This window comes from Campylobacter pinnipediorum subsp. caledonicus (assembly GCF_002022005.1).
GTDB classification, from domain to species: domain Bacteria; phylum Campylobacterota; class Campylobacteria; order Campylobacterales; family Campylobacteraceae; genus Campylobacter_A; species Campylobacter_A caledonicus.
In genome coordinates this window covers 370,947-390,008 of the sequence record NZ_CP017258.1, presented here as the reverse complement: position 1 = coordinate 390,008, position 19,062 = coordinate 370,947, and the positions used below count along the sequence as shown (strand labels likewise).

The 19,062-nt window shown below is 31.4% G+C and carries 8 protein-coding genes; 3 read left to right on the top strand and 5 right to left on the bottom strand.

Features of this window, described 5'->3' with window-relative positions; genetic code table 11:
• Positions 1 to 2: 2 nt before the first annotated feature.
• Positions 3 to 416 (bottom strand): nucleoside-diphosphate kinase, encoded by a 414-nt coding sequence (gene ndk, locus CPIN18021_RS02025; protein ID WP_078424300.1) that lies wholly within the window; start codon positions 414 to 416, stop codon positions 3 to 5.
• A gap of 99 nt (positions 417 to 515) precedes the next feature.
• Positions 516 to 800, bottom strand: coding sequence for a DUF362 domain-containing protein (locus CPIN18021_RS02020; RefSeq protein WP_078422945.1), 285 nt, complete (start codon positions 798 to 800; stop codon positions 516 to 518).
• A 193-nt stretch (positions 801 to 993) separates the two neighbouring features.
• Here CPIN18021_RS02020 and dba point away from each other — a divergent pair, with 193 nt between their 5' ends.
• The 3 genes from dba (at position 994) to uvrA (ending at position 5,618) form a co-directional block, all read left to right on the top strand.
• Positions 994 to 1,161 (top strand): disulfide bond formation protein Dba, encoded by a 168-nt coding sequence (gene dba, locus CPIN18021_RS02015; RefSeq protein WP_069633200.1) that lies wholly within the window; start codon positions 994 to 996, stop codon positions 1,159 to 1,161.
• 12 nt (positions 1,162 to 1,173) lie between these two features.
• A complete protein-coding gene (gene dsbI, locus CPIN18021_RS02010) occupies positions 1,174 to 2,688 on the top strand; it encodes a disulfide bond formation protein DsbI (protein ID WP_078422944.1) in 1,515 nt (504 codons plus the stop codon).
• A gap of 98 nt (positions 2,689 to 2,786) precedes the next feature.
• On the top strand, positions 2,787 to 5,618 hold the full coding sequence (gene uvrA / locus CPIN18021_RS02005) for an excinuclease ABC subunit UvrA (protein ID WP_078424299.1): 2,832 nt from the start codon (positions 2,787 to 2,789) through the stop codon (positions 5,616 to 5,618).
• A gap of 352 nt (positions 5,619 to 5,970) precedes the next feature.
• On the opposite strand, the gene CPIN18021_RS02000 is transcribed toward uvrA, so the two are convergent.
• The 3 genes from CPIN18021_RS02000 to CPIN18021_RS01990 all read right to left on the bottom strand — a co-directional run bounded on the left by CPIN18021_RS02000 (position 5,971) and on the right by CPIN18021_RS01990 (position 18,921).
• On the bottom strand, positions 5,971 to 10,182 hold the full coding sequence (locus CPIN18021_RS02000; protein ID WP_078424298.1) for an autotransporter outer membrane beta-barrel domain-containing protein: 4,212 nt from the start codon (positions 10,180 to 10,182) through the stop codon (positions 5,971 to 5,973).
• A gap of 189 nt (positions 10,183 to 10,371) precedes the next feature.
• Positions 10,372 to 14,547, bottom strand: coding sequence for an autotransporter outer membrane beta-barrel domain-containing protein (locus CPIN18021_RS01995; protein ID WP_078424297.1), 4,176 nt, complete (start codon positions 14,545 to 14,547; stop codon positions 10,372 to 10,374).
• Between the two features lie 189 nt (positions 14,548 to 14,736).
• Positions 14,737 to 18,921, bottom strand: a complete 4,185-nt coding sequence (locus tag CPIN18021_RS01990; protein ID WP_078424296.1) for an autotransporter outer membrane beta-barrel domain-containing protein — start codon at positions 18,919 to 18,921, stop codon at positions 14,737 to 14,739.
• Positions 18,922 to 19,062 lie beyond the last annotated feature (141 nt).

The window sequence follows — 19,062 nt, the reverse complement described above, 5'->3', positions numbered from 1 at the left end:
CCTTAGAAAATTTCTCTATCTGAAAAGAAAAAGCTTATTTCATTTTTAGCATTTTCTAAACTATCGCTTCCGTGAACAGCATTTGCATCTATACTATCAGCAAAATCAGCTCTTATAGTACCAGGCTTTGCCTCTTTTGGATTTGTTGCGCCCATAAGTTCTCTATTTTTAGACACAGCATTATCACCTTCAAGAACCATAACAACAACTGGTCCACTTGTCATAAATTCAACAAGTTCCCCAAAAAAAGGTCTTTCTTTATGAACAGCATAAAATGTTTTTGCATCATACTCACTAAGCAATAATCTCTTTATAGCCACAACCCTTAAGCCATTTGTCTCAAACCTATCAACGATCTTACCTACAACACCTTTTTTTACGGCATCTGGTTTTATTATAGAGAGCGTTCTTTGCATATTTATCCTTTATTAGTTTGGGTTATTTTAGAAATCGCAAATTATATCAAAAAAAACTTAAAAAACAAAATAGGCTCACAAAAGAGCCTATTTTTAGGGTTAGCCTATAACTGGAGTAGTTCCATCTCTAAGCTCAGCGCCTATCTCATCACGTGATGGTTGTCCAGCAAATGGAGCATCCCATACTATACAACCATCGGTTGGACAGGCACTAGCACAAGCTGGCTCATCGTTATGTCCAACACACTCAACACATTTATCCGCATATACATAATATGCATCTAGTCCATCTGGGTTTGAACTATCATCTACTATAGCCTCAACTGGGCATTCATCTATACAAGAACCACAGCTTATACAAATATCTGTAATTTTTACTGCCATTTTTTCTCCTTTGAATAAATTGAAATATCAGAATATCAAAAAAGAGTTAAAATTGATATTAAATTTTTTAAAAATTAAAATAATAAATTTTTACACTTAATATTTAATTTACAATATGCCAATAATTTAAGCTTTATTAATTATAATATGTATCTTAAATTACCTATAAAAATTTAATAAAAAAGGAGAAACAATGGAGTTTTTAGAACTTTTAATGGTTTTAATAGCAATGATAATAATAATTGCAAAACCAGAAAAAGAAAAACTTGCGTTTACATTAGTTGTAGCATCTTGGCTACTTATGATCTTTTTATACATGGGTGACAAATCAACAAATCTTCTTACCCATATAAACCTATAAGGAAGTAAAAATATGAACGATTTAAACAAAACAAAGTTTTTTTATTCATTAATGTGCCTAGCAGGATTTTTGATAATAGCCCTGCCTGTAGGTATAGCAAATTTTTACTTCGGATATGTATTAGGCGATAGTCCTTGCATACTTTGCTGGGGACAAAGAGAGGCTATGATTTTCATAGGCGTAATGGCTCTATTTATAGTTAGATATGGCTTAAAAGGCAAATACTTAGCGACTCTATTAGTAATGGCCGCATTTGCTATATGGCAGTCATTTGCACACTTTGGAAATCACGCAGAAAGAGACTTGGATCAAGGTTTTGGATTACCTATTTTTGGAATACATACTTATTTTTGGGCTGAGATAGTCTTTTGGGTTGTTGTTTTGATGCTTGGTGTTATCTTTTTCTTTGCACCTAGATTTGACTCTTTTGAAAAAGAATTAAATGGCGAAAAAACTAGAAAATTCACAAAAGCTACAAGCGCGATGTTTATAATTGTTTCAGTTATCATAGCTTCAAACGTATTTCAAGCTTTTGTCAGCACAGGTATACCACCATATCATGGTCAAGGAGATCCTGTTAGATTTACTTTTGACAAAAAATACATAGTATGGGATAAAAGTGGCTGGGGTAGTTTTTGGAAAAACATATCTTTCTTAGGAAAACGTGATGTAAGAAACCCTGATTATGCTTTTGCACCAGCAAGTGAAAAATTAGGTATAAAATTTGATAACAACCCAGAAAATGCACCAACTAAAATAGATGAAACTCTAAGCATAGTTAGCCAAAAAGATTTGAGCATCGAAGCACCTTTAAACTCACTAAATTATATAAACAATGAGTATGTTGGTAGTTCAAAATTTAATGTATTTTTTATGAATGATAAGTTTGAGATAAACGATGAGTTTGAGTTAGATCCATATTTCTCAGCTACAGTAGATCCTATCATAGGCATTGTTCCATATATGCAAGATAAATTTATACTAATGGGTTCAAACAAATCATTCTTAAGATTTGCAAAAAATCCAAATGCTGATAAATTTTTGCAATATGCTGATTTTATCAAAGGAAATGATAAATTTGAAGGTCAAGGAGATGGCTTAGGAAGAGGTAGGATAAATACCGTAAGAGCTAAGTTTCATCATATAGCAAGTATGGCAACAGATGGCGATTATCTATACACAGCAACTGTTCCTAACAACAAAGACAAAAATAAATTTGTTATATCTAAAATCGCAACAAAAGATAGAGTATTATCTGCTGAATTTACTCCTAATGCTGATTTAAAACAAGACAAAACATTAGGTGATTTATATATAACATCTATGGTATATAAAGATGGTTTGCTTTATGCTCTAAGCAAGCAACACAACGTTATTTTATTGATTGACTTAAAAAATCAAGAAGTTGTAAAAACTATATCTTTCCCAAGTGAGATAGCTAATGCTAGAGCCTTGATTTTAAATAACAATAAATTTGATATCTTATCTTATCAAGACAACAAAAATATTCTTTTTACACTAGAATAATTTAAAGGTGGTTAATTCCACCTTTAAATTTATCATATATTTATAGCTTTGTAATACAATAACGAATTTATTACATAAAAAGTTAGGTTAATTAAAGCATGAATGACATTATAAAAATAACAGGTGCGAAAGAGCATAATTTAAAAAATATAAACTTAGAAATTCCAAAAAATAAATTAGTCGTTTTTACAGGTCTTAGCGGAAGTGGTAAAAGCACACTAGCCTTTGATACACTATATGCAGAGGGGCAAAGAAGATATATAGAGAGCCTAAGCTCATACGCAAGGCAGTTTTTGGATAGAGTCGGCAAACCTGATGTGGATAAGATAGAAGGTTTAACTCCAGCCATAGCCATAGATCAAAAGACTACATCAAAAAATCCACGCTCAACAGTAGGAACAATAACCGAGATATATGACTACTTAAGACTTTTGTATGCAAGGGTAGGAACTCAACACTGTCATAAATGCAAACAACCGATATCAAAGATGTCAGCAAGTGATATCATAAATGAAATTTCAAAACTACCTCAAGGCTCAAAGATAGTCATGTATGCGCCTTTGGTTAGGGAAAAAAAGGGAAGCTGGGCTGATCTCATAGAAGGACTAAGAAGCAAAGGCTTTGTAAGAGCTTTGATAGATGGTGTTATCGTAAGACTTGATGAAGATATAGAGCTTTCAAAGACAAAAAAACACACGATAAAAGTAGTCATAGATAGACTTGTAGTGAATGATGAAAATCAAACAAGGCTAGGACAAGATGTAGAAAAAGCGCTAAAAGAGAGCTTTGGCGAGGTTGAAGTTGAGATCATAAATGCCGAAGAGGTTGGACTTAGTCAAAAACATATACATTATAGCGAGCATCTGGCTTGTTTTGATTGCAAGATATCTTTTCAGCCACTTGAGCCACTTAGCTTTAGCTTCAACTCTCCAAAAGGTGCTTGTGAGCATTGCGATGGTCTTGGTATAAAATATAGCCTTGACATGAGCAAGATAGTAGACGATCAAAAAAGCATAGAAGCCGGTGCTATAAGAACCTTACACGGGTATAATATGAGCTATTATTATAAATTTCTTATCGCATTTTGTGAACAAAACAGTATAGATACAAAAAAGGCATTTGCAGAGCTTACAGATGATGAAAGGCGGCTCGTGCTTTATGGTAATGCAAATGAAGTTAACTTTACATGGAAAAGACATAAGCTATCAAGGACTTTTGAGGGTGCTGTGAAGGTATCTTATGACCTACTAAACAACGAAAAATACTTAGATGACTATATGAGTGAAAAGGTGTGTTCAAACTGTAATGGCTACAGGCTAAAACCACAAAGCCTAGCCGTAATGGTAGCGCAAAAAGGCATAGGCGATATACTTGATATGAGTATAGAGGAGTGTGTGAAGTTTTTTTCAGATACTAAGAATTTTGAGTATCTAAGCGAACAAGAAAAGATGATAGCAACACCTATCCTAAAAGAGATAAACGAAAGGCTTTATTTTCTTTATGATGTAGGACTTGGGTATCTTAGCCTAGGTCGTGATGCAAGGACTATAAGTGGTGGAGAGGCTCAACGTATAAGGATAGCAAGTCAGATAGGAAGTGGGCTTAGTGGAGTTATGTATGTACTTGATGAGCCAAGTATAGGGCTTCACGAAAGAGATACACTAAAGCTTATAAAAACTCTTAGAAACCTACAAACCAAAGGCAACTCTGTAATAGTAGTAGAACACGACAAAAAGACCATAGAAGAGGCTGACTTTATCGTGGATATAGGAGAAGGTGCTGGTAAATTTGGTGGAAATATAATATTTGCCGGCTCATACGATGAGCTAATGAAATCAGACACAACAACAGCAAAATACCTAAATGGAACTAAAAATATAGAGTATCAAAAAAATAGAAAACAAAGCACTTGGATAGAGATAAAAAATGTAACAATAAACAACATAAAAGACCTATCGGCTAAATTTCCACTTAGAAACCTAGTAGGCATAACAGGGGTAAGCGGGAGTGGGAAAAGCTCACTGATCCTTCAAACCCTGCTACCAGTAGCACAAGAACAGCTAAACAACGCAAGAAAGATAAAAAAAGTAGCCGGTGCAAAGATAGAAGGACTTGAAAACTTAGACAAGGTCATATATCTTGATCAAAGCCCAATAGGAAGAACACCGAGAAGCAACCCAGCTACATATACAGGTGTGATGGATGAGATAAGGACTTTGTTTGCACAGACCAAAGAGTCAAAGCTTCGTGGATATAAGATAGGTCGTTTTAGCTTTAATGTAAAGGGTGGAAGATGTGAAAAGTGTAGCGGAGAGGGCGAGATAAAGATAGAAATGCACTTCTTGCCTGATGTGATGGTGGTATGTGATGCATGTAACGGCACAAGATACAATGCGCAGACATTGCAGATACATTACAAGAGTAAAAATATCGCGGATGTGTTAAATATGAGTATAGATGAGGCTTTGGAGTTTTTCAAAGCCATACCAAAAATTTATACAAAGCTAAAAACATTATCTGATGTGGGGCTTGGCTATGTTACACTTGGGCAAAACGCAACAACCCTAAGTGGGGGCGAAGCACAACGTGTAAAACTAGCCAAAGAACTAAGTAGAAGCGATACTGGAAATACCCTTTATATACTTGATGAGCCTACTACTGGGTTACACTTTGCAGATGTGGATAGACTAGCTAAGGTGCTTCACCATCTAGTAGAGCTTGGAAACTCTGTCTTTGTTATAGAGCATAATATGGACATCATAAAAAACTGCGACTATATAGTAGATATGGGTCCTGAGGGTGGAGCTAAAGGCGGTAAAATCATAGCAGAGGGCAGCGTAAAAGAGATAGCAAAAAACTACAAAAAAACAAAAAGCTACACCGGAGAGTTTTTAGCAGCTGAGCTAAAAGCCAGTAAAACTTCAAAATAAATCTAATTTCTTATGCCTAGTATACTTATAAAGATACTAGGCTTTATATTTTATACAAATAACTTCAAACATTACTTTATAGTTTTTATCCGTATGCTAAAATGATTTTAAAAAATAAAAATTATCGATATTTAAAATGCTATATATATTTTGACTACTTTAGATACTATGTATCTATAATGATATCCGATAAAGGTTTTAATTCTTCACTCATAGAAAAATTTTTAAAATTAGTAATTGATAAATATCAAGGATAAGGATAATGTTTGTAAGATTATACCCCTTTAAGTTTTACTTTTAAAGGGGTTATAGAGATACTTGTTTGAGTATCTTTGTGTGGTTACTTAGCTAATTAAAACTTATAGTTAACACCTATAGTTCCGTTATAGAATTTGTTTTTAGAACCTAGTTTTGTTCCAAAGTTTATATTTGTGCTTAAGCTATCTGTTATGTTAAAATTAGCACCTGTTTGTAAAGTAAAGTAAGTATTTTTCTTATCATCACCTACTAGTTTAATGCCATTATCTGCTCCTATAAATTTAACTATAGGATCTTTAACGTTTTTAAATATCTCTCTTTCTACACCAGGAGTTACATAGAAGTATTTACCAGATTCAACATATTTTCTTAACTCAACACCAGCTTTTAAGTTAGCTACTTTTGTTGTTATAGAGTTATATGATAAAGCACCCTCGCCTTTTTCAGTAAATGATTTTGTTTTTAGATATGTATATCCAACACCACCAAGTGGTTTAATCATTACATCATTGTCTAACTGATATATGCGACCATAAGTTAGATCAAAAGATGTTGCAAATGAATCAAACTTACCATCAGTTTTACCTATACTAGTTGTTCTTTTTACCTTGTTATCTCCAAAGTTAAAGTTGATTCTTGCATCTACTTCATTCTCATCAAAGTATCCTCTTGTATAAAGACCTAATTGGATATTTTTACCTTTTAACTCAACATCACTTTTGTCTGCTTTTGTTTGAGTATAAGTTGTAGTTGCACCAACTATCATATTATCAAATCTCTTATCATAACCAAGAGTTACACCAAAGATTTTTGGACTTGCACCATTTTTAACACTTGTCTTACCACCTAAGACACTTCCCCATAGGTTATTGTCATAGTTAAATCTATCTGTGTATTCTCTTACTACGTTGCTTAATGCCATATCATCACTACTTGCAAAGCTATCATCTTTTAAATGTCTGATAGCGCTTGCTAATGCTAAATCAGCATTGAATGGGTTGCTTAGACTTGCAAGTCTTGTAGAGGTTGAAAGATCTGTATTAAACTTAACGATATCTACATTAGATATTTTAGCCATTGAATCAACTGATGTTGTTACAGAGCTTGTTACATTTTTAACTATATTAACAATATCTTCTTTTTTAGTATTGCCATCTAAGAATAGTTTATTTAACACTTCATTATCTGCTGATATATCACCTAAAGACTCTGCTATACTTTTATTTGTATTATCTAGCTTTCTAGTTGCACGTTTAGCACGATCAGCATTAGCTTCACCTACTTCTTCTTTAGCTTCTGCTACTTCTTTTTTGGCATCATTAAGTGCTTTTAGTTTCTCAGCTTTTTGTGCTTCGGTAGCATTTTTATATTCTGTTTCTTTTTCTTTTAGCGTTTTTTCTTTTTCTTTTAGTGCATCATTAGCTTTAACTGTGTTAACATTAGTTTCTGCTAAAGCATCATTTAATACATCTACTTGTTTAGATTTAGCTTGTATGTCTTTTGTTATTTTTTCTTTAGCTTTTGCTATTTTTTCTGGTGTTGTTACATCTTCTGCTTTAGCTGCTGTTTGTGCTTCTTTAGCTATTTCTAATTCTGCTTTAGCTTCTTCTGCTGCTAGTTCTGCTTCTGCTTCTGCTTCTGCTGCTTTTTGAGCTGCTGCTTTTTGTTCTTGTGTTGCATTTGCTTGATCTGCTGTTTCTTTAGCTTTTTGAGCTGCTGCTTCTGCTGCTTCTTTAGCTTTGTTTGCTGCTGCTACTTTAGTTTCTAAAGTTTTTACTTTTTCTTCAGTAGCTTTTTCACCTGCATTTATAGCTGCTAGTGTTGCTTGTGCTACTTTAAGATCTCTTTCTTTATCATCGGCTGTATCTTCTATTCTGTCTATATTCCCAGCTGTTATTTCTTTAGCTGTTATTTCTCCACCATTTTTAGCTATAAAAACTGAAAGTGTAGCATTTAGGTTTGTAGGATCAAAGTTAGATAGTAGGTGTAATACAGAGTCTTTTGTAGATGTTTTAGCTGAAGTATATTCTAATTGACCATTGTTATCACCTGAAAGCTTAAATGTGTCTTTTTTACCATCTTTTTCTATAGTTAAAGCAGGTTTATTACCTTCTAGTATTTCTAGTTTTACAGTTGCACCACCTATTGTTGCAGTAAGTGCTAATGATGTTATATAGTCATTACCAGCTTCTTTTGCTTTTTCAAGCATTGTTTTGATTTTATCTTTACCAGCTTCACCAATTTTACTTAAAATATCTGCATCTGTATTAGCTGTTGTAAGATCTTTAGTTTTAATTGCATCTAAAATAGTTTTTAAAGCATTGTTTTGTTCATCTGTATATACAGCATCTAAAAATTCTTTTCTTTTATCTATTTCTGTTGAAGTTAAAACATGATCTCCCTCTTTTACAATCTTCTTTTTTGCTTCTTCTATAGCAGCATTAAATGGATTTTCTCCTAATGTGTTTTTAATTTCTGCTAATTCTTGTAAAACAGGTTTAGCAACTTTGTTATCAGTAGTAATTTTAAATTTATCGCCAGTCAATGTTATGGTGTCTTTTTTACCACCTGCTTTTGAAATTTCTATAGTGCTATCTGCTTTTATTTTTAGTGTGATATTTTCATTATTTACACCATTTATAGTTGCAGTTACATCTTCTTGTAATTTTTTTGCTTCATCTACTATTGCTTTTAGTTCTGTATTTGCTATACCAGTAGTTCCTGCTTTTATAAGCTCATCTATTTTATCTTTAGTAAGCACTTTCGGTAAATTAGTTACTAAAGTCTGATAAAGATCAACTTTGACTTTGGCTTTGGTTATTTGTGGTACAGTTAAATTTAAATTAGATCCGGCATTCAAAGCACTTTCAATTTTAGTTTTAACACCATCAACAGCAGCTAAAGCTTTTAGTTTATTATTTTCTTCGGTAGCTTCAGTAAAAGTTACATCATTACCAGTAAGCACAAATTTATTTAGTTTTTTAGGATCGGTATGATTACTTATATCAGTTCCTGTGCTATCATAAATTATATCAAGTTCAGCACCGCTAGCTGTTTTCTTTAATATAATTTTAGCTTTTTTACCACCATCTAAAGTTAACTCTTTGCTATTAATACCTTGACCACCATTATCTAAAAAAGTAAGTTTTTCATCTTTGGCTAGTTTTAGGATATTTTTTATGCGACCTTTTACATCTGTATTTTCTTGAGCAGAAGTATAAGTTTTCAAATTGTCTATATCACTCTCTAAAACAGTATTTATAGCTTGTCTTAATAAAGCCTTTGCTTCTGTTAATTCAGCAGCTTTTTTTTGCCTTCCAATACTTCCATCATCCCTTAAAGCTTCATTTACTTTAGCACTAGCACCCTCAACTTCAAAATTTAGAAGTATGTGCCTAGATACATTTTCTGTTGTATTTTTTTGATATTTTAAAGTTGTGCCATCTAATGTAAAAGTATCTTCTCCAGCCGTATCTTGAGTGTCTTTTATCTTAAGTTTAGGTTTATTTTCATCTGTTGTATCAATAGATATTTTAAATTTATCACCTATAGCAATATCTGTAAAATCCACATTATTATTTTTTGCTTCTTTTGCTTTCTTTGCAGCATCAAGGATTTTTGCTATTTTTTGTAAATGTGGGTGGTTTGTTTGCGTTGTTGCATCTGATATATCATTTATTTGTAATACATTTGTTAAATTATTATTGTTTGTAATTAAATACTGAAATACTTCACTAGTTCCTGAACCTATCAATTTTACATAATCAAACATTGTTTTATTTTTTGTATTATTTGCTATATCAGTTTCTATACCAGCATCATGAGTTATATTTTCTTGATCTTTAAAATTTTTAAGACTAGGTGTTAATTTATCTAATTCTCTAGGGTTAAAAGTTAAAGCATCACTATCATTTAAGCTTAAAACGTCTTTTTTGCCATCGTATGAAATTTCAAGCATAGGTTTAGAAGCATTTCCTTGACCTTGCTTAGTTAACTTTAAACCAACTTGTTTGTCACCAACTGTAGCAAAATTTTCAATAGTAAAACCAGCATCTGAAATTGTTAAACCTTTTGCTTTAACTAAAATATCTTTAAATGCACCTTTTACAGTCTCATCATGTATAGACGATATATCATTTGCTAAGCTTTCTTTATTTTTAGCTATATCTGCTAATTTTTGCTTTACGGTATTAAAAAAATCAAGTGTAGGATTAGTCGCTACCCCCCCCCCATTTTCAGCACCAAAAGCGAAACCACTTACAGCTACACTAAGTATAGCTGTACTTACAATCTTTGAAATTTTCATTTCTACTCCTTTTAAAATATAAATGCAGGATTATTGTAAATTCAGTTATATTAAAAAGTTCTTAATCTTTAAGAAATTCATTGATTTTTAAACTAGCAATAGTTATACCCCCTTTAAGTTTTACTTTTTAAAAAAAAAGGGGGGGGGTTAGATACTTGTTTGAGTATCTTTGTGTGGTTACTTAGCTAATTAAAACTTATAGTTAACACCTATAGTTCCGTTATAGAACTTATTTTTAGAACCTAGTTTTGTTCCAAAGTTTATATTTGTGCTTAAGCTATCTGTTAGGTTGAAATTAGCACCTGTTTGTAAAGTAAAGTAAGTATTTTTCTTATCATCACCTACTAATTTAATGCCATTATCTGCTCCTATAAATTTAACTATAGGATCTTTAACGTTTTTAAATATCTCTCTTTCTACGCCAGGAGTTATATAGAAGTATTTACCAGATTCAACATATTTTCTTAACTCAACACCAGCTTTTAAGTTAGCTACTTTTGTTGTTATAGAGTTATATGATAAAGCGCCCTCGCCTTTTTCAGCAAATGATTTTGTTTTTAGATATGTATATCCAACACCACCAAGTGGTTTGATCATTACATCGTTATCTAACTGATATATGCGACCATAAGTTAGATCAAAAGATGTTGCAAATGAATCAAACTTACCATCAGTTTTACCTATGCTAGTTGTTCTTTTTACCTTGTTATCTCCAAAGTTAAAGTTGATTCTTGCATCTACTTCATTTTCATCAAAGTATCCTCTTGTATAAAGACCTAATTGGATATTTTTACCTTTTAACTCAACATCACTTTTGTCTGCTTTTGTTTGAGTATAAGTTGTAGTTGTACCAACTATCATATTATCAAATCTCTTATCATAACCAAGAGTTACACCAAAGATTTTTGGACTTGCACCATTTTTAACACTTGTCTTACCACCTAAGACACTTCCCCATAGGTTATTGTCATAGTTAAATCTATCTGTGTATTCTCTTACTACGTTGCTTAATGCACTGTCATCACTACTTGCAAAGCTATCATCTTTTAAATGTCTGATAGCACTTGCTAATGCTAAATCAGCATTGAATGGGTTGCTTAGACTTGCAAGTCTTGTAGAGGTTGAAAGATCTGTATTAAACTTAACGATATCTACATTAGATATTTTAGCCATTGAATCAACTGATGTTGTTACAGAGCTTGTTACATTTTTAACTATATTAACAATATCTTCTTTTTTAGTATTACCATCTAAGAATAGTTTATTTAACACTTCATTATCTGCTGATATATCACCTAAAGACTCTGCTATACTTTTATTTGTATTATCTAGCTTTCTAGTTGCACGTTTAGCACGATCAGCATTAGCTTCACCTACTTCTTCTTTAGCTTCTGCTACTTCTTTTTTAGCTTCATTAAGTGCTTTTAGTTTCTCAGCTTTTTGTGCTTCAGCTGCATTTTTATATTCTGTTTCTTTTTCTTTTAGCGTTTTTTCTTTTTCTTTTAGTGCATCATTAGCTTTAACTGTGTTAACATTAGTTTCTGCTAAAGCATCATTTAATACATCTACTTGTTTAGATTTAGCTTGTATGTCTTTTGTTATTTTTTCTTTAGCTTTTGCTATTTTTTCTGGTGTTGTTACATCTTCTGCTTTAGCTGCTGTTTGTGCTTCTTTAGCTATTTCTAATTCTGCTTTAGCTTCTTCTGCTGCTAGTTCTGCTTCTGCTTCTGCTTCTGCTGCTTTTTGAGCTGCTGCTTTTTGTTCTTGTGTTGCTTTTTCTCCTGCATCTGTTACTATTTTTTCTGCTTCTGTTTTAGCTTTTGTTGCATCTTCTTTAGCTTTTTCTAAAGTTTTTACTTTTTCTTCTAAAGTTTTTACTTTTTCTGCAGTAGCTTTTTCACCTGCATTTATAGCTGCTAGTGTTGCTTGTGCTACTTTAAGATCTCTTTCTTTATCATCGGCTGTATCTTCTATTCTGTCTATATTCCCAGCTGTTATTTCTTTAGCTGTTATTTCTCCACCATTTTTAGCTATAAAAACTGAAAGTGTAGCATTTAGGTTTGTAGGATCAAAGCCTGATAGTAGGTGTAATACAGAGTCTTTTGTAGGTGTTTTAGCTGATTCATATGCTAATTGACCATTGTTATCACCTGAAAGCTTAAATGTGTCTTTTTTACCATCTTTTTCTATAGTTAAAGCAGGTTTATCATCTACTATTTCTAGTTTTACGGTTGCACCACCTATTGTTGCAGTAAGTGCTAATGACTTAACATATTCAACAACATCTTTTGCTTTAGTAAGGATATCTTTGATTTTAGTTTTACCATCTTCACCAATTTTACCTAAAATATCTGCATCTGTTTTAGCTGTTGTAAGATCTTGATTACTAATTGCCGCTAAAATAGTTTTTAAAGCATTATCATTATCATTCTTATATACAGCATCTAAAAATGCTTTTCTTTTATTTACTTCGTCTTGAGTTAAAACTTGACCTTTTTCTTTTGGAATCTTATTCCTTGCTGCTTCTATAGCTTTTTTAAATGGTTCTTGTCCTAATGTGTTTTTAATTTCTTCTAACTCTTCTAAAACACTGTAATTAAATTTGTTATCTGTAGTAAGTTTAAATTTATTACCACTCAATGTTATGGTATCTTTTTTACCATTCGATGCTGAAATTTCTATTTTAGTGCCATCTGCTTTTAATGTTAAAGTGATATTTTTATTATCTCCTAATGATATATTTTCAGATACATCTGTGTCTAATTTTTTTGCTTCATCTACTATTGCTTTTAGTTCTGTATTTGCTATACCAGTAGTTCCTGCTTTTATAAGCTCATCTATTTTATCTTTAGTAAGCACTTTCGGTAAATTAGTTACTAAAGTCTGATAAAGATCAGCTTTGGCTTTGGCTTTGGCTATTTCGTCGGTTGTAAATTTTAATTTACCACCTTCTTTATTCAAAGCACCTTCAATTTTAGTTTTAATATCATCAACATTTGCTAAATCTTTTAGCTTATCTCCTTCTTCGGAAGCTTCAGTATAGGTTAATTCTTCACCGTTAAGCACAAATTTGTTTACACTTTCACTACCTTCTTCTAAAACATTCCCATCATGATCATAAATTATATCAAGCTCAATATTATTAGTGCTTTTTCTCTTTAATATAATTTTAGCATGTCCTTCATCCAAAGCTAAATCACCACTATCAATACCTTTACCGGTTAAAAAATCAAGCTTTTCATCTTTAGCTTTTGTTAATATTTCTTTTATTTTTGTTTTTGCATTTGATTCTTGAGAATTATCATATGTTTTTAATTCTGTTATTATACCCTCTTCTAAAACACCATTTATAGCTTCTCTTAATAAAGCCTTTGCGTTAGCTACATCAGCTTCTGCTTTTTTTGGTGTGATAGCTTCTGTTACTTTTTGAGTAGCATCATCAGTTTTAAAATCCAGAAGTATAGGGATATATACATTTTTTGTTTTATTTTTCTCATATTTTAAAGTTGTTCCATCCAATATCAACGTATCTGTTCCCTGTGTAGTTTGAGTGTCTTTTATAATAAGCTTAGGTTTAGTAGGATCTGTTTTTGTATCAATAGATATTTTAAATTTATCATTTTCACCTATACCAATATCTGTAAAATCTACATTATCATTTTTTGCATCTTTTGCTTCTTTAGCAGCTTTAAGTATTTTTGCTATTTTTTGTAAATGTGGGTGAGCATTTTGTGTTATTGCATTTGGTGTTTCTTCATTTGCTTTATTTTTGATTAATTCATCAAATACATTATCAGTTTCTGAAACTATCAGATTTAAATAATCAATCATTGCTTTATTTTTTGCATTATTTTCCCTATCAGTTTCTATGCCATTATCATGAGTTATATTTTCTTGATTCTTAAAATTCTTCAGACTAGGATCTACTCTATCTAATATTCTAGGGTTAAAAGTTAAAGCATCACTATCATTTAAGCTTAAAACGTCTTTTTTGCCATCGTATGAAATTTCAAGCATAGGTTTAGAAGCATTTCCTTGACCTTGCTTAGTTAACTTTAAACCAACTTGTTTGTCACCAACTGTAGCAAAATTTTCAATAGTAAAACCAGCATCTGAAATTGTTAAACCTTTTGCTTTAACTAAAATATCTTTAAATGCACCTTTTACAGTCTCATCATGTATAGACGATATATCATTTGCTAAGCTTTCTTTATTTTTAGCTATATCTGCTAATTTTTGCTTTACGGTATTAAAAAAATCAAGTGTAGGATTAGTCGCTACCCCCCCCCCATTTTCAGCACCAAAAGCGAAACCACTTACAGCTACACTAAGTATAGCTGTACTTACAATCTTTGAAATTTTCATTTCTACTCCTTTTAAAATATAAATGCAGGATTATTGTAAATTCAGTTATATTAAAAAGTTCTTAATCTTTAAGAAATTCATTGATTTTTAAACTAGCAATAGTTATACCCCCTTTAAGTTTTACTTTTTAAAAAAAAAGGGGGGGGGTTAGATACTTGTTTGAGTATCTTTGTGTGGTTACTTAGCTAATTAAAACTTATAGTTAACACCTATAGTTCCGTTATAGAACTTATTTTTAGAACCTAGTTTTGTTCCAAAGTTTATATTTGTGCTTAAGCTATCTGTTAGGTTGAAATTAGCACCTGTTTGTAAAGTAAAGTAAGTATTTTTCTTATCATCACCTACTAATTTAATGCCATTATCTGCTCCTATAAATTTAACTATAGGATCTTTAACGTTTTTAAATATCTCTCTTTCTACGCCAGGAGTTATATAGAAGTATTTACCAGATTCAACATATTTTCTTAACTCAACACCAGCTTTTAAGTTAGCTACTTTTGTTGTTATAGAGTTATATGATAAAGCGCCCTCGCCTTTTTCAGCAAATGATTTTGTTTTTAGATATGTATATCCAACACCACCAAGTGGTTTGATCATTACATCGTTATCTAACTGATATATGCGACCATAAGTTAGATCAAAAGATGTTGCAAATGAATCAAACTTACCATCAGTTTTACCTATGCTAGTTGTTCTTTTTACCTTGTTATCTCCAAAGTTAAAGTTGATTCTTGCATCTACTTCATTTTCATCAAAGTATCCTCTTGTATAAAGACCTAATTGGATATTTTTACCTTTTAACTCAACATCACTTTTGTCTGCTTTTGTTTGAGTATAAGTTGTAGTTGTACCAACTATCATATTATCAAATCTCTTATCATAACCAAGAGTTACACCAAAGATTTTTGGACTTGCACCATTTTTAACACTTGTCTTACCACCTAAGACACTTCCCCATAGGTTATTGTCATAGTTAAATCTATCTGTGTATTCTCTTACTACGTTGCTTAATGCACTGTCATCACTACTTGCAAAGCTATCATCTTTTAAATGTCTGATAGCACTTGCTAATGCTAAATCAGCATTGAATGGGTTGCTTAGACTTGCAAGTCTTGTAGAGGTTGAAAGATCTGTATTAAACTTAACGATATCTACATTAGATATTTTAGCCATTGAATCAACTGATGTTGTTACAGAGCTTGTTACATTTTTAACTATATTAACAATATCTTCTTTTTTAGTATTACCATCTAAGAATAGTTTATTTAACACTTCATTATCTGCTGATATATCACCTAAAGACTCTGCTATACTTTTATTTGTATTATCTAGCTTTCTAGTTGCACGTTTAGCACGATCAGCATTAGCTTCACCTACTTCTTCTTTAGCTTCTGCTACTTCTTTTTTAGCTTCATTAAGTGCTTTTAGTTTCTCAGCTTTTTGTGCTTCAGCTGCATTTTTATATTCTGTTTCTTTTGCTTTTAATGTTTTTTCTTTTTCTTTTAGCTCATTAACGGCTTTAACTGTATTAACATTAGTTTCTGCTAAAGCATCATTTAATACATCTACTTGTTTAGATTTAGCTTGTATGTCTTTTGTTATTTTTTCTTTAGCTTTTGCTATTTTTTCTGGTGTTGTTACATCTTCTGCTTTAGCTGCTGTTTGTGCTTCTTTAGCTATTTCTAATTCTGCTTTAGCTTCTTCTGCTGCTAGTTCTGCTTCTGCTTCTGCTTCTGCTGCTTTTTGAGCTGCTGCTTTTTGTTCTTGTGTTGCATTTGCTTGATCTGCTGTTTCTTTAGCTTTTTGAGCTGCTGCTTCTGCTGCTTCTTTAGCTTTGTTTGCTGCTGCTACTTTAGTTTCTAAAGTTTTTACTTTTTCTTCAGTAGCTTTTTCACCTGCATTTATAGCTGCTAGTGTTGCTTGTGCTACTTTAAGGTCTCTTTCTTTATCATCGGCTGTATCTTCTATTCTGTCTATATTCCCAGCTGTTATTTCTTTAGCTGTTATTTCTCCACCATTTTTAGCTATAAAAACTGAAAGTGTAGCATTTAGGTTTGTAGGATCAAAGCCTGATAATAGGTGTAATACAGAGTCTTTTGTAGATGTTTTAGCTGAAGTATATTCTAATTGACCATTGTTATTATCTGAAAGCTTAAATGTGTCTGTTTTACCATCTTTTTCTATAGTTAAAGCAGGTTTATTACCTTCTAGTATTTCTAGTTTTACAGTTGCACCACCTATTGTTGCAGTAAGTGCTAATGACTTAACATATTCAACAACATCTTTTGCTTTAGTAAGGATATCTTTGATTTTAGTTTGACCAGCTTGTTGAATTTTAGCTAAAATAGCTTCATCTGTATTAGCTGTTGTAAGATCTTGATTACTAATTGCCGCTAAAATAGTTTTTAAAGCATTATCATTATCATTCTTATATACAGCATCTAAAAATGCTTGTCTGTTATCTATTTCTGTTGAAGTTAAAACATGATCTCCCTCTTTTACAATCTTCTTTTTTGCTTCTTCTATAGCAGCATTAAATGGATTTTCTCCTAATGTGTTTTTAATTTCTGCTAATTCTTGTAAAACAGGTTTTGCGACTTTGCTATTGGTCTCAACTTTGAATTTATTATCAGCCAATAATGTTATAGTGTCTTTTTTACCATCTGCTTTTGAAATTTCTATAGTGCTATCTGCTTTTATTTTTAGTGTGATATTTTCATTATTTACACCATTTATAGTTGCAGTTACATCTTCTTGTAATTTTTTTGCTTCATCTACTATTGCTTTTAGTTCTGTATTTGCTATACCAGTAGTTCCTGCATTTATAAGATTATCTATTTTTTCTTTAGAAAGTAATGTTGGCAAGTCTTTTTTTAGAAGTTCATAGAGTTTGGCTTTTGCTTTGGCTTTGGTTATTGCAGCTTCATCTAAATTTAAATGAGTTCCTTGACTCAAAGCAGCTTTAATTTTATCTTTAATTTGATCAAGTTTAGCGAAATCTGTTAGTTTATCGCCTGCTTCTTGAGCTGGAGTGTATTCTATACTGTTATTATTTAGTATAAATTTACTTGTATTTTGAGCAGTTTCTTGTAATTCACCAGCTTCATCATGATCATAAATTATATCAAATTCAACATTGCTATTTGTTCTCTTTAATACAATTTTGGCTTTACCGTTATCCAATTGCAATTCGTGACTAATACCATTATTATCCAAAAAAGTAAGCTTTTCATTTTTAGCTAGTGTTAAGATATTTTTTATCTTTTCTTTTGTGGCAGCATCTTGGTTGGTATCATAAGTTTTTAATTTTTCTATTATACTATCTTCTAAAACACCATTTATAGCTTCTCTTAATAAAGCCTTTGCTTTTGTTTTATCAGCTTCTTTTTTTTGTTGACCAATAGCTCCATTATCTCCTAATGCTTCTACTACTTTTTTATCAGCACCATCAGCTTTAAAATTTAGAAGCATATGATTCCATACATTTCCTGCTGTATTCTTTTCATATTTTAAAGTTGTGTCTTCTAATGTAAAAACATCTTCTCCATGTATAATTCCATGAGTGTCTTTTATCTTAAGTTTAGGTTTATTTTTATCTGTTGTATCAATAGATATTTTAAATTTATCTTGGATTATACCTATATCTTTAAAATCCACTGTTTGATTTCCAGCATCTTTTGCTTCTTTAGCAGCTTTAAGTATTTTTGCTATTTTTTGTAAATGTGGGTGAGCATTTTGTGTTATTGCATTTTTTGTTTCTGTATTTATATTGTTTCCTAAGTTTTCATTGTTTTTGATTAAATAATCAAATACTTCACTAGTTCCTGAACCTATCAATTTTACATAATCAAACATTGTTTTATTTTTTGTGTTATTTGCTATATCAGTTTCTATATCAGCATCATGAGTTATTTCAGTTTGTTGATGAAAATTTTTAAGACTAGGGGTTACTTTATCTAATTGTCTAGGGTTAAAAGTTAAAGCATCATCAGCACCTAAGCTTAAAACGTCTTTTTTGCCATCGTATGAAATTTCAAGCATGGGTTTAGAAGCTTGCTTAGTTAACTTTAAACCAACTTGTTTGTCACCAACTGTAGCAAAATTTTCAATATTAAAGCCTTCTGCTGAAATTGTTAAACCTTTTGCTTTAAGTAAAATATTTTTAAATGCATTTTTTACAGTATCATCATTGATAACTGATAAATCATCTGCTAAGCCAGCTTTATTTTTAGCTATATTATTTAACTCATCTTTTGCGGTATTAAAAAAATCAAGCATAGAATTAGTTGTTACCGCCCCTCCCCCGGCACCAAAAGCAACACTACTTACAGCAACACTAAGTATAGCAGCGCTTACAATCTTTGAAATTTTCATTTCTACTCCTTTAAATAAAAAATTAATTTATTAAGTATACCCCCCCCCATATAAATAGAAACTTAAAAATTGAATTTAATTAGCTTTATTTAATAATTTATTGGTGAAATAAAAGTAATATCACTCCAAAGTATAAAATAT